General features: G+C 71.1%; 13 protein-coding genes. 9 read left to right on the top strand and 4 right to left on the bottom strand.

Translation table 11 applies throughout. From position 1 onward, the window contains the following. Positions 1 to 177 precede the first annotated feature (177 nt). From SM793_RS01470 to SM793_RS01455, 4 genes are all read left to right on the top strand, one after another. Positions 178 to 1341 carry an acyl-CoA dehydrogenase family protein gene (locus SM793_RS01470; protein ID WP_320436122.1) on the top strand — a complete coding sequence of 388 codons (1164 nt, stop codon included), beginning with the start codon at positions 178 to 180 and terminating at the stop codon, positions 1339 to 1341. A gap of 61 nt (positions 1342 to 1402) precedes the next feature. Continuing rightward, positions 1403 to 2590 carry an acetyl-CoA C-acyltransferase gene (locus tag SM793_RS01465; protein ID WP_320436121.1) on the top strand — a complete coding sequence of 396 codons (1188 nt, stop codon included), beginning with the start codon at positions 1403 to 1405 and terminating at the stop codon, positions 2588 to 2590. A gap of 47 nt (positions 2591 to 2637) precedes the next feature. Further along, positions 2638 to 3396: a beta-ketoacyl-ACP reductase gene (locus SM793_RS01460; protein ID WP_320436120.1), complete on the top strand. Its 759-nt coding sequence runs from the start codon at positions 2638 to 2640 to the stop codon at positions 3394 to 3396. A gap of 203 nt (positions 3397 to 3599) precedes the next feature. Continuing rightward, positions 3600 to 4997, top strand: a complete 1398-nt coding sequence (locus SM793_RS01455; RefSeq protein WP_320436119.1) for a S53 family peptidase — start codon at positions 3600 to 3602, stop codon at positions 4995 to 4997. Between the two features lie 51 nt (positions 4998 to 5048). Here SM793_RS01455 and SM793_RS01450 read toward each other — a convergent pair whose 3' ends face one another. Genes SM793_RS01450 through SM793_RS01440 form a run of 3 tightly spaced genes read right to left on the bottom strand, consistent with a single transcriptional unit; the run spans position 5049 to position 6342 of the window. Next, the gene (locus SM793_RS01450; RefSeq protein ID WP_320436118.1) at positions 5049 to 5282 is read right to left on the bottom strand and encodes a DUF397 domain-containing protein; all 234 of its coding nucleotides are present in this window, start codon (positions 5280 to 5282) and stop codon (positions 5049 to 5051) included. Continuing rightward, positions 5279 to 5449 (bottom strand): DUF397 domain-containing protein, encoded by a 171-nt coding sequence (locus tag SM793_RS01445; RefSeq protein WP_320436117.1) that lies wholly within the window; start codon positions 5447 to 5449, stop codon positions 5279 to 5281. Before SM793_RS01445 ends, SM793_RS01450 begins: the two co-directional genes overlap by 4 nt. 11 nt (positions 5450 to 5460) lie before the next feature. Then, entirely contained in the window at positions 5461 to 6342 is an 882-nt protein-coding gene (locus SM793_RS01440; RefSeq protein WP_320436116.1) for a helix-turn-helix domain-containing protein, read from the bottom strand. Positions 6343 to 6807: 465 nt separating this feature from the next. On the opposite strand from SM793_RS01440, the gene SM793_RS01435 reads away from it, so the two are divergent. The 4 genes from SM793_RS01435 (at position 6808) to SM793_RS01420 (ending at position 9954) form a co-directional block, all read left to right on the top strand. Beyond that, entirely contained in the window at positions 6808 to 7560 is a 753-nt protein-coding gene (locus tag SM793_RS01435) for a DUF6879 family protein (protein ID WP_320436115.1), read from the top strand. Beyond that, positions 7557 to 8399 carry a helix-turn-helix transcriptional regulator gene (locus tag SM793_RS01430; RefSeq protein WP_320436114.1) on the top strand — a complete coding sequence of 281 codons (843 nt, stop codon included), beginning with the start codon at positions 7557 to 7559 and terminating at the stop codon, positions 8397 to 8399. Before SM793_RS01435 ends, SM793_RS01430 begins: the two co-directional genes overlap by 4 nt. Positions 8400 to 8519: 120 nt before the next feature. Next, positions 8520 to 9005 carry a hypothetical protein gene (locus SM793_RS01425; RefSeq protein ID WP_320436113.1) on the top strand — a complete coding sequence of 162 codons (486 nt, stop codon included), beginning with the start codon at positions 8520 to 8522 and terminating at the stop codon, positions 9003 to 9005. A 100-nt stretch (positions 9006 to 9105) separates the two neighbouring features. Next, a complete protein-coding gene (locus SM793_RS01420) occupies positions 9106 to 9954 on the top strand; it encodes a phosphotransferase (protein WP_320436112.1) in 849 nt (282 codons plus the stop codon). Between the two features lie 491 nt (positions 9955 to 10445). Here the strand turns inward: SM793_RS01420 and SM793_RS01415 are convergent, their stop codons facing one another. Beyond that, positions 10446 to 11348 (bottom strand): LysR family transcriptional regulator, encoded by a 903-nt coding sequence (locus SM793_RS01415; protein WP_320436111.1) that lies wholly within the window; start codon positions 11346 to 11348, stop codon positions 10446 to 10448. 133 nt (positions 11349 to 11481) lie between these two features. Here SM793_RS01415 and SM793_RS01410 point away from each other — a divergent pair, with 133 nt between their 5' ends. Next, complete coding sequence (locus SM793_RS01410; RefSeq protein WP_320436110.1) at positions 11482 to 11775, top strand: DUF1330 domain-containing protein; 294 nt, start codon at positions 11482 to 11484, stop codon at positions 11773 to 11775. The last annotated feature ends 56 nt before the right edge of the window (positions 11776 to 11831 follow it).

Raw genomic sequence — 11831 nt, 5'->3', positions numbered from 1 at the left:
CTCCGGTGGGTGTTCGCGGTCGGGTGGGTGTGTCGGGTCCGGCGGGTTCGTCCGGTCGGGTGGGCTCGGTGCGGGGTGGGCCCGATTCTGACAGGTCCCCCTTCCCAGGAGGCCCCGCCCGGGGCTACAGTCCCGGTAAAACTTGCAGCGCTAGTTTAACCGGATGGGTCGCTCGCCATGGATCTGGAGCTCTCCGAGGAACAGGCCGCCGTCCGCGAGCTCGCGGCCTCCTTCGCGGACCGCGAGATCGCCCCGCACGCCGCCGCCTGGGACCGCGCCGAGTCGGTGGACCGCGCGATCATCGGCCGGCTGGGCGAGCTCGGCTTCCTCGGGCTGACCATCCCCGAGGAGTACGGCGGCAGCGGCGGCGACCACCTCGCCTACTGCCTCGTCCTGGAGGAACTCGGCCGGGGCGACTCCGCCGTGCGCGGCATCGTCTCCGTCTCGCTCGGCCTGGTCGCCAAGTCCGTCAACGCCTTCGGCACCGAGGAGCAGAAGCGGCACTGGCTGCCCCGGCTCACCTCCGGCGAGGCGCTCGGCTGCTTCGCCCTCACCGAGCCCGGCACCGGGTCCGACGCCGCCAACCTCACCACCCGGGCCGTCCGCGACAGCGACCGGGACGGCGCCGGCCACTGGCTGCTCAGCGGCACCAAGACCTTCATCACCAACGGCACCTGGGCCGACGTCGCCCTCGTCTTCGCCCGCACCGGCGAGCCCGGCCACCGCGGCATCACCGCCTTCCTCGTCCCCACCGACCTGCCCGGCTTCACCCGCACCGAGATCCACGGCAAGCTCGGCCTGCGCGGCCAGGCCACCGCCGAACTCGCCTTCGACGCCGTCCGGGTGCCCGACAGCGCCCGGCTCGGCGAGATCGGCAAGGGCTTCACCGTCGCCATGGCCGCCCTCGCCAAGGGCCGGATGTCCGTCGCCGCCGGCTGCGTCGGCATCGCCCGGGCCTGCCTCGACGCCGCCGTCCGGTACGCGGGCGAGCGCGAGCAGTTCGGCGCGCCGATCGCCTCGCGCCAGTTGGTGCAGCAGCTGCTCGCCGCGATCGCCGTGGACGTCGAGGCCGCCCGGCTGCTCACCTGGAAGGTCGCCGACCACATCGAACGCGGCCTGCCGTTCGCCACCGAGTCCTCCGTCGCCAAGCTGTTCGCCAGTGAGGCGGCGGTGCGGGCCGCCAACAACGCGCTCCAGGTGTTCGGCGGCTACGGCTTCATCGACGAGTACCCCGTCGGCAAGTACCTGCGCGACGCACGGGTGATGACCCTCTACGAGGGCACCAGCCAGATCCACCAGCTGCTCATCGGGCGCGCGCTCACCGGCGTCAACGCCTTCTGACCTCCGTCCGCCCCGACCGGGGCGCCCCACCCTCACCCCTCCCAGAAGGAGATCCGCCGTCGTGCGTCCCGTCTACTTCGCCTCGGCCCGCCGCACACCCATCGGCCGGCTGCGCGGAGCGCTCGCCGCGGTCCGCCCGGACGACCTCTCGGCCACCGTGCTGCGCGCCCTGCTCACCGACCTGCCCACCCTCGACCCGGCCCGGATCGACGACGTCTACTGGGGCGCCGCCAACCAGGCCGGCGAGGACAACCGCAACGCGGCCCGGATGGCCGTCCTGCTCGCCGGACTGCCCGACAGCGTGCCCGGCGCCACCGTCAACCGGCTCTGCGCCTCCGGCCTGGAGGCGGTCACCATGGCCGCCCGGGCGATCGGCTCCGGCGAGGCGGACGTGGTGCTGGCCGGCGGCTGCGAGTCGATGACCCGTGCCCCCTTCGTCCTGCCGCGCCCCGACGAGGCGCTGCCGCACCGGATCGAGACCTTCGACACCCGGCTCGGCTGGCGGCTCACCAACCCCCGGATGGCCGAACTCCACGGCGTGCTCTCCATGGGCGAGACCGCCGAGGAGGTGGCCGGCCGGTACGGCATCACCCGGGAGCGGCAGGACGCCTTCGCGCTGCGCAGCCACCAGCGGGCCGCCGCCGCGCGCAAGGACGGCCACTTCGACGCCGAGCTGGTCCCGGTCGAGCGGACCGACGGCGTGACCGTCGACCAGGACGAGTCGATCCGCGAGGACACCAGCCTGGAGAAGCTCGCCCGGCTCAAGCCCGCCTTCCGCCCCGGCGGCACGGTGACGGCGGGCAACGCCTCGCCGATGAACGACGGCGCGGCCGGGCTCGTCCTGGTCAGCGAGGAGGCGCTCGGCGAGTTCGGGTTGGAGCCGCTCGGCCGGTACGTGGCCGGAGCCTCGGCGGGCGTGCACCCGGACGTGATGGGCATCGGTCCCGTCCCGGCCACCCGCAAGGTGCTCGCCCGGGCCGGCTGGACCTTGGCGGACGTCGCCGAGGCCGAGCTGAACGAGGCGTTCGCGGCGCAGGTGCTGGCCTCGGTCGACCAGTTGGGGATCGACCCCGAGCTGGTCAACCCGACCGGTGGCGCGATCGCGCTCGGCCACCCGCTCGGCGGCTCCGGCGCCCGGATCCTCACCACCCTGCTGCACCGGATGCGGCGTACCGGCGGCCGGCGCGGCCTCGCCACCATGTGCGTGGGCGTCGGCCAGGGCACGGCGGTGCTGGTCGAGTCCGCCTGACGGCCCGACTCCCCTCCCCCTTCTTTCCACTCTTGAGGAGCAGCAGCATGACGCGTTTCGCAGGCAAGGTCGCCGTCGTCACCGGCGGCGCGCAGGGCATCGGCGCCGCGACGGCGCGCCTGCTGGCCGAGGAGGGCGCGACGGTCGCCGTCGTCGACCTCTCGGCCGAACGGGCGGCCGGCACCGCCGAGGCGATCACCGCCAAGGGCGGCACCGCGCGGGCGTACGGCTGCGACGTGGCCGACTACGACGCCGTGGAGGCGGTGTTCGCCCGGATCGCCGAGGACCTCGGCGGTGTGCACATCCTGGTCAACAACGCGGGCATCACCCGGGACAACCTGTTCTTCAAGATGCCCAAGGCCGACTGGGACGCCGTCCTGACGGTCAACCTGACCAGTGCCTACAACTGCAGCCACGTGGCACAGAAGTACATGGTCGCGCAGAAGTGGGGCAAGATCGTCTCGCTCAGCTCGCGCTCCGCCCTGGGCAACCGGGGCCAGGCCAACTACGCCGCCGCCAAGGCCGGCATCCAGGGCCTGACCGCGACGCTCGCGATCGAGCTGGGCCCGTTCAACATCAATGTGAACGCCGTCGCCCCCGGCTACATCGCCACCCCGATGACCGCCGCGACGGCCGAGCGGGTCGGCGCCACCGCCGAGGACCACCAGGCCGAGGTGTCCGCCCGCACGCCGCTGCGGCGGGTCGGGCAGCCCGAGGAGGTCGCCTCGGTGGTCGCCTTCCTGGCGAGCGAGGAGGCTTCCTACGTCAGCGGCCAGACGCTCTACGTCAACGGCGGGGCGCGCTGACACGAAAAGCTGTCTGACGGATCATCAGAAGACCGTTCCGGGTGCTGGCTTACCTTCACCTGGGACGGTCTTGACCTTTTCCCGTGGCTGGAGACGACCATGCCGACAGTATGAAATGACTATGGCATGATCATGCGGCAGTCGATGGGATGGCCGAACCGACCCGACCGACCCCGGCCGGGCCCAGCGTCCCAAGGAGTCCCATGGGCAGCCCCCGCACCCTCCGCGCCCTGGCCCTGCTCGCCGTCGGGGCCACCGCCCTCACGACCGGCACCGTCTCCACCGGCTCCGTCGGCTCCACCGGCTCCGTCGCTTCCGTCGCCGCGGGCACCGCCACCGCGGGCGCGCCGACCGCCGCCGGCGTCCACGTCCGGCCCGCCTCCGCCGGCCACGTCAACGCCCTCGGCCGGACCGCGCCGCTGTCCACCTCGGACTGCGTCAGCCAGCTCGGCATCCACTGCTACTCGCCGCTCCAGTACCGCGAGGCCTACAACCTGAACTCCCTCTACCAGGAGGGCGTCACCGGCAAGGGCCGCACCATCGTCATCGTCGACTCCTTCGGCTCGCCGACCATCCAGCACGACCTGGAGGTCTTCGACAAGCAGTGGGGCATCCCGGACACCCAGGTCGAGATCATGAAGTGGGGCGACGTCCCGCCCTTCGACCCGGCCAACCCCGACCACACCGGCTGGGCCGGCGAAGCCACCCTGGACGTCGAGTACGCGCACGCCGTGGCCCCGGACGCCCACATCATCCTGGTCGAGACCGGCGTCGCCGAGACCGAGGGCACCACCGGCCTGCCCGAGATGATGGACGCCGAACGCGCGCTCATCCGCTCCGGCCGGGCCGACGTCATCTCGCAGAGCTTCGGCGCCACCGAGAACACCTTCCCCGGCTTCGACACGGGCGACTTCAAGTCGCTCACCGACCTGCGCTACGCCTTCAAGGAGGCCGCCGCGCACGACGTCACAGTGCTCGCCTCCTCGGGTGACAACGGCGCCACCGACGCCAAGGAGAACGGCTCCGACCTCTACCCGTACAAGGTCAACTCCTGGCCGTCCTCGGACCCGCTGGTCACCTCCATCGGCGGCACCCAGATGACCCTGGACGACACCGGCAAGCGCACCGCGCCGGACCAGGTCTGGCACGACGCCTACGGCGCGGGCGGCGGCGGCGTCTCCGGCGTGTTCGACCGGCCCCTCTACCAGGCCGGCGTCGCCAAGGTCACCGGCAGCCACCGCGGCACCCCGGACATCAGCATGAGCGCGGCCGTCGACGGCGGCGCGTGGACCTACGAGTCGTACGACCCGACCCGCGTCGGCTGGCACCTCACCGGCGGCACCAGCGAGGCCGCGCCGATCTTCTCCGGCGTCGTCGCCCTCGCCGACCAGCTCGCCGGCCACCGCCTCGGCCGGCTCAACTGGCGCCTCTACGGCCTCAACCTGCTCCCGAACCAGTGGAGCGGCATCACCGACGTGACCACCGGCGACAACTCCTGGGACACCGTCACCGGCTACCGGGCCACCAAGGGCTACGACCTCGCCAGCGGCCTCGGCACCATCGACGCCGGCCGCTTCGTCCACGCCCTCGCGGGGCGGTAGTAACGCAGAGGTGCGGCCGTCCGCCGGTCGGCGGACGGCCGCACCGTCGTGTCAGACCGACTGCGCGAACTCGACGAAGGAGCGCCAGGCGGTCGGGGAGAAGGCCAGGCGGGGACCGGACTTGTCCTTGGAGTCACGCACCAGGACCGCGTCCGCCATCTCGGCGACCTCGACGCAGTCGCCGCCCTCGTTGCCGCTGTAGCTGCTCTTGAACCACACCTCGACGCAGTCGCCGCCCTCGCCGCCGCTGTGGCTGCTCTTGAACCACACCGGTTCGCTGCTCATCGGACCGACTGTGCGAACTCGACGAAGGAGCGCCAAGCAGTCGGCGAAAAGGCCAGCTGCGGACCGGACTTGTCCTTCGAATCACGCACCAGGACCGACTTCGTGGTCTCGGCCACCTCGACGCAGTCGCCGCCCTCGTTGCTGCTGTAGCTGCTCTTGAACCACATCAGATCGCCGCTCATCGCTCTCCCAGCATCTTCTCGATCAAGGACAGGGAATCCTGCGGAGAGTGCGCCTGCGCCCTGAGGGTGCCGTATCGCGCATTCAGGAGACGGACCTCCTCCGCATCCGTGATGAGCCTACCGCTCGTCTGGATCTCGATATAGCCGGTCTGCGGACGTCCCTTGGGGGTGATCAGCTTGAACGAACCTGCAACGCTCGCGTTCTCGGCGCGGTCCATCGGCATGATCTGAAGCGTCATGCCTCGGGTATTGCCGATCTCCAGGAACCGTTCGAGCTGCCCACGGTGCACCTCCGGTCCGCCGAGTCGCCGGTGCAGTACGGCCTCGTCGATCACCCAGCTGAAGACCGCGCGGGGCCACCGGGCAAGGATCTCCTGTCGCGCCATCCGAGCTGCCACCCGGATCTCGACCGTTTCCTCCGCCAATACCGGCTGTCGCATCCGGAACAGCGCCCGGGCGTAGTCCTCCGTCTGAAGCAGTCCCGGAGCGAGGTAGGCACTCCAGTCGTGGAGTTCGATGGCCTCCGCCTCCAAGGCGGCATAGTTCCGGAACCACTCCGGGTGCCGCATCCGCGACTTCGCCTTCGCCTTCTCGATGTCGTCCGCGGCGGCGATCAGCAGCCCCCTGGCGTCCAACACCCGCTCCGACGACTCCAGCAGCTCCCGCTGCGGCGTCCGCTTCCCCTGCTCCACCGCGCCAATCAGGCTCTCGGTGTAGCCGACCTCCTTCGCGAACTGCTTCTGCGTCAACCCCGCCTGCTCACGCAGGAGCTTGATCTGCTGGCCGATCGCATGCAGGAAGTCCGACACCTCCGACAGGTCCTCGTCCAACTCCGGCCTCGCGTCGCCGCTCTCGCCGCCGCCCCGAACCTCGGCCATCTCGGCCTCCCCTGGTCTCCGGTCACACTCGCGTCACACTGTCCGCATCCGCACGGGCACGCACCGTGCGCGTCAGATGCATCGCCAGCGTAGGCCCGAGAAGGTCCGTCCACTCCCGAACTCCGCACTCCCCCTCGACCTTCCGCGCCCACCAACCACCACCCGGCCCGAGGGGCGCACCACCTCCCGCTCCTCGACAGACCGCCCAACTCCCCTGACACGAAAGAACATCGACACCACCACGAAGCAGCACCACCAGCAGGCGCACACCGGTGCGAAGCCCCGAGCCGCACCACTCCCCCACCCCCGCACGCCGGGCGCGCACCTCCCTGCTCCGCATCGGCCGGTGCAGTCGAAGTTCTCCTCGATCGGGGTCGGGAGAATATTCGAGAATCAGCGCCCACACCTAGCCGACCTCACGCCATCCTGAATCCGCCCGCCCGCCCGACCGTGATGGGAGCAGCTGTGAGCCGACGACTGCGGTACATCGGAAGCAATTCGGGGAACAACGGATGCCCGACGCTCTACGAGGACGTCGAGACCGGGGAGGTGCTGGTGCAGGGCGACGCCGTCACCGATCCCGACGAGGTGGATCAGCTCCGCAAGGTCAAGCCCGGCGAAGGGTTCGTGGTCGTTCCCCGCGTGCTGCTCGCCGACTTCGCACCGCGAGACGTGCACCGAGAGCCGGAGCTGATCGACTTCGAAGCGTTCGACGGCATGTTCGAGGACTTCGAGCACACGGCCTTCCGGCTGGAGACCCGTCGCAGGTACCGGTCCGACGAACACACCGAGACCTACCGCCGGTTCGCTGCCGGGAAGGCGCCCGGATGGGACCTGGAGGACCCGTGGTGCCTCTCGCGCCGCGAGCAGGCGGCTCGCGGCAAGCGGTTCGAGCGAGTGCGGATCATGGACAACCCGCCCACTCCGGGACAGCGGTACCTGCTCGACAACGCCGAGCGGAACTGTGCCGTGGGCGAGGACATTCGCTACCTCTGGCGCGCCGACGCCGCTCGTCTCGGCCTTCCCGACGAAGACACCTGGCTGTTCGACTCGCGGGTGATCGCCCTGTTGCACTTCGACTCCGACGACGATCTGACCGGCGTGGAGCTGATCACCGACCCGGTCCAAGTGGCTCGTGCCTGCCAGGTACGCGACGCTGCCTGGCACTTCGCCACCACGTACCGGGCGTTCCTCACCGAGGTACCGTCCGACGTGTGAGCACCGACTTCCAACAAGCGCGAATCGCCCTCGGTCTGCGGCTCCGCGAGCTGCGCACCGAGGGAGGTCTCACCGGTCGGCAACTGGCCGAGCGCCTGGGGTGGGCGCAGTCCAAGGTCAGCAAGCTGGAGACCGGCCGACAGACCGCCACCCACGACGACCTCAAGGCGTGGGCAACGGGCGTCGGCCGGCCTGGCGCGGCGTCCGAATTGACCGCCAGGTTGAGGGCGTTCGAATCGCAGTCCCGGTCGTGGCGTCGGCAACTCGCCGCCGGCCACCGGCCGGTGCAGGACGCGCTGACCGTCGAGTACGAGCGGTCGACGGTCATGCGTGCCTGGGAAGGCTCGATGATCGTCGGCATGCTCCAGACGGCCGACTACGCCCGGCACGTCTTCAACGCCTACGTCGACCTCCACCGGTCGCCGCGTGATGTCGAGGAGGCCGTGCGGGCCCGTGTCCGACGACAGGAGGGCCTCTACCGGTCGGGCAAGCAGTACCGCATCGTCATGTGGGAGGCCGCGCTGCGCGCCCGGCTCTGCCCACCGGCCGTCATGGCCGCCCAGCTCGACCGGCTCAGCGGCGTGATCGGCCTCGACACCGTCACCCTGGGCATCGTGCCGTTCGAGGCCCAGCTCATGCTGCCGCCCGCCAACGGCTTCTGGATCTACGACGAACGGCTTGTCATCGTCGAGGACTGGCACGCCGAACTGTGGCTGGAGCAGGCGGAGAACGTGGGCCTGTACACGCGAGTCTGGGAAACGATGGCCGAGGCGGCCGTCTTCGGCTCGGATGCCCACAGGGTTCTTGCGCGGTGCCGCAGGGCGCTGGGAGCCGTCTGAGGAATCCTCGCCGATACGGCCCGCGAGCCCTGGAATATTCGAGAATCACAGGCCCTTCGGTGGTTCCCGCACGCATAGCGTCCTGGCCGAGAGCCGTACCTCGGAGCCAGGGGAGCACACATGCTGTCGACCAGCACGGAGAAGATCACAGGCCGGTCCCTCATCGACCCGGCCCTGTTCGAGCGGATGATCACCCGAATCGCCAGGGGGGAGGGGATGGATCTCGCGCTCGCCGCGCGCATCGTGGACCAGGCTCTCGCCTTCCTCGGAGCGTGCGCGGTCAACCCGGGTGCCGGCCTCGCCCCGTCGCGGCTGGTGGACGTCGGATGGCACACGTTCATCCTCCACACCACCGAATACGCCGAGTTCTGCCAGTCGGTGTCCGGCCAGTTCCTCCACCACGTGCCGACCGGCGGCCCGGGCGAGTCCACCAAGGGCATCGGCATCGCCGCCACGGTCGCCGTCATCGAAGCGAGCGGGTACGCCGTGGACGCCGAACTGTGGAGCATGTCCGCCGACTGCTCCGAAGGCAGCGGAGGAGACGGAAGCGACACCAGCGGCAGCGGCAACTGCGCGCAGTGCCACCGCGGTTGCCACAACAGCTAGGAACCGATCAGATCGCCCGCCCGGCCCCGCGATCGGGGGCCGGACGGGCCCGACCCGAGGCACCCCGATGACAGAGACTTGGAAGAAACTACCGCGTCCCGTGCGCATCAGCATCGAGGCCCGGACCGGCGCGGTGACCGCCGCTCTCCCCCCGACTGCGGGAACGGTCTCCGACTTCGCCGCCACGCTGGAGACGGCCGGCGGGCCGGTGTTCTGCAAGGCCGTGCGCGAGGACAACCCGGGGGCATGGATGCACCGCCTGGAGTCCGTCGTGAACGCCGTACTCCCGCCGGACATCGCTCCCCGCATGCTCTGGAGGGTCGAGGCCGACGGGTGGCTCGCCCTGGGCTTCGAGCACGTTCCCGGCAGGCACGCGGACCTGTCTCCGGGGTCCGCCGACCTGCCATTGGTCGCCGCGACGCTGGAGACGCTCGCCGGGACGCTCACCCCGGCGCCGCCGCTGCGTGCCTTCAGCCTCGCCGATCGATGGTCGGGACAGGACTTCTGGCACAACCTCGGCAGCCGTCACCGGGACCGGCTCGACCCGTGGACCGTGGCACGGCTGGACACGCTGATCCTGGCCGAACACGAAGCGCCCGATCTGATCGACGGCAAGACCCTGGTCCACACCGACCTGACCGGCCCCAACCTCCTGGTGAACGGCGCAGCGGTGCACGTCGTCGACTGGGCTTTCCCCGCTCCCGGCGCCGCATGGGCCGACACGGCATACATGATCGTCCGGCTGATCGAGGCCGGACACACGCCTGAGCAGGCGGAGCGCTGGGCCAACGGCGTGCCCTTGTGGCGCACCGCGCCCGCTCGGTCCGTCACGGCCTTCGGCGCGATCCTCACCGGCCTGTGGACCCTCCGCGCCGCCGAGACCCCCGGCCCCCGGTGGGACGCGCTCAGCGCCCACGGACTCGCCTGGCTCCGCCACCGGCTCGGGTAGCCCTCCACCACTGGCCCGCCTCACCCCGCCGGATCGCTCGGATTCCTCGGGCCAGGCGCCAGAGGACTCGGACTCGGTGGGCAGCGCGTCCGCCCGACCGGTGCGGTGGCGTCACCGCACCACCGCACCGGAGTGGGACGTCGGGTGGTCCGACTTCCCACTCCGACGGCTCGTGAGTCGGTCGTCGTTGCCGCCAGGACGGCCAGGAGCCGGTCCGGAGAGACGGCCGGCACGCCCAGGTCCCGGACGCCGGCTCGGACGCGGGCCTCCACCTTGCTCGCCGGGGCGGCCCCGGCGGCGCCCCGGCGAGTGCGGCCGGCGAGCGCCAGGCGTGGGGCCGTCGACAGGCGCCGTAGCAACCGGGGGCGTACCCGCCACCGGTGGGGCTCCGTGAGGGCGAGAGTCCACGCCTCGACGCGGCCTTCCGGCTCCTCCGGGTGGTCGGCCCAGTTCGCCACCACAGGCGTCCGTATCGCTCTCCCTCTTGCACGTCAGCCCGGCAGCCAGTGCAGCTCGTGCGCCAGAGCTTTGGCGACAGCGAGGACGCGGCGGTGCAGCGGCGACTGCTCGCATGGGAGGACCAGGTGGATCGTCAGGCCGGGCGCGCCCCGCAGTGGTCGCCAGGTGAGACCGGCCGGTTGTGCCGTGGCCGCGGCTTCTCCGGCCGGGGCGAGGGTGACCCCGTCGCGCAGGTCGCGCTGGGACATGTCGAAGGAGACCGCGGGCGTGTGGAACCGGGGGTGCGGTCGGGTGTCCCGGAACAGTGCGGACAGTTGATCGTGAACCACGGGGTTGGCCGCACGGTCCGGGAGGCGCAGCGGATACGCGGCCGCGTCGGCGATCTCGATCTCCGGGTGTTCGGCCAGCGGATGGTGCTGCGCCAGCTGGACCCCGACGCGCAAACGCCGCAGCGGGAACCGGCGCACGCCGCGGCCCGGTTGTTCACCGCGGGTGATCCCGGCATCGATGCGGCCGTCGGCGACCGCGGGGGAGATCTCCGGCGTCGCCATCGGGACCGCGCCGACCTGGAGTCCGCTGTGGTCGCGAATCAGCCTGTCCACCAGGGCCGGTGTCGTCCCGGCCCCGGTGCTGAGGCTGTATCCGAGGCGCAGCGTGCCCAGTTCGCCGGCCGCCGCGCTCCGGGCGGTGTCCCAGGCCCGGTCCAGCGCCGCCAGCGCGGACGGCGCGGACTCCGCCAGCGCCGCACCGGCCGTGGTCAGCACGACGGTGCGCGTGTTGCGGACCAGCAGGGCCGTACCGAGTTCCGACTCCAACCGGCGCATCCGGGCGCTGAGTGCGGGCTGTGCGACACCGATCCGTGCGGCCGCACGGGTGAAGTTCAACTCCTGGGCCAGCACCAGGAAGTAGCGCAGGCTCACCGTGTCCGGCGGCACGTGCCCCTCCCTGCCGATTGATAACGATCCGTTCTGAGTCTATTGCGTACCGGTCTTTCCCTCGGCCGCATATCAGGCCCTAGCCTGCGGATACGACGAGTCGGACGTGTCCGGCCGAACACAGGAGGCTTTTATGGCCAAGGGCTACTGGGTCAGTGTCTACCCCGCCATTTCCGACCCCGAGGGGCTGACCGCCTACGACGCGCTGGCCCGTCCGGCCGTCCGGGCCGGGGGTGGGCGCGTCCTGTCCCGTGGCAGCCGAGTGGTCGCCCACGAGGCCGGAATCACGCAGCGCGCCGTTCTGGTCGAGTTCGACAGCTTCGACCAGGCCGTCGCGGCATACGAGAGCGAGGCGTACCAGAAGGCGCTGGGGGCCCTCCCCGACGGCTACGAGCGCGACTTCCGCATCATCGAAGGCACCGACTGACCGACGGGGCGGCCGACGCATCATTGGGAAGTCGGCCGGTCCGACTTCCCACTCCA

Origin of the sequence: Kitasatospora purpeofusca, from assembly GCF_034043715.1 — a bacterium.
Classification (GTDB): domain Bacteria; phylum Actinomycetota; class Actinomycetes; order Streptomycetales; family Streptomycetaceae; genus Kitasatospora; species Kitasatospora purpeofusca_A.
This window is presented reverse-complemented; position numbering and strand designations above follow the sequence as displayed.

Coding starts and splice junctions, on each gene's coding strand:
- SM793_RS01450 (WP_320436118.1), bottom strand. CDS start 5,282: ATGAGCAGCGAACCGGTGTGGTTCAAGAGCAGCCACAGCGGCGGCGAG.
- SM793_RS01440 (WP_320436116.1), bottom strand. CDS start 6,342: ATGGCCGAGGTTCGGGGCGGCGGCGAGAGCGGCGACGCGAGGCCGGAG.
- SM793_RS01410 (WP_320436110.1), top strand. CDS start 11,482: ATGGCCAAGGGCTACTGGGTCAGTGTCTACCCCGCCATTTCCGACCCC.
- SM793_RS01445 (WP_320436117.1), bottom strand. CDS start 5,449: ATGTGGTTCAAGAGCAGCTACAGCAGCAACGAGGGCGGCGACTGCGTC.
- SM793_RS01425 (WP_320436113.1), top strand. CDS start 8,520: ATGCTGTCGACCAGCACGGAGAAGATCACAGGCCGGTCCCTCATCGAC.
- SM793_RS01470 (WP_320436122.1), top strand. CDS start 178: ATGGATCTGGAGCTCTCCGAGGAACAGGCCGCCGTCCGCGAGCTCGCG.
- SM793_RS01455 (WP_320436119.1), top strand. CDS start 3,600: ATGGGCAGCCCCCGCACCCTCCGCGCCCTGGCCCTGCTCGCCGTCGGG.
- SM793_RS01460 (WP_320436120.1), top strand. CDS start 2,638: ATGACGCGTTTCGCAGGCAAGGTCGCCGTCGTCACCGGCGGCGCGCAG.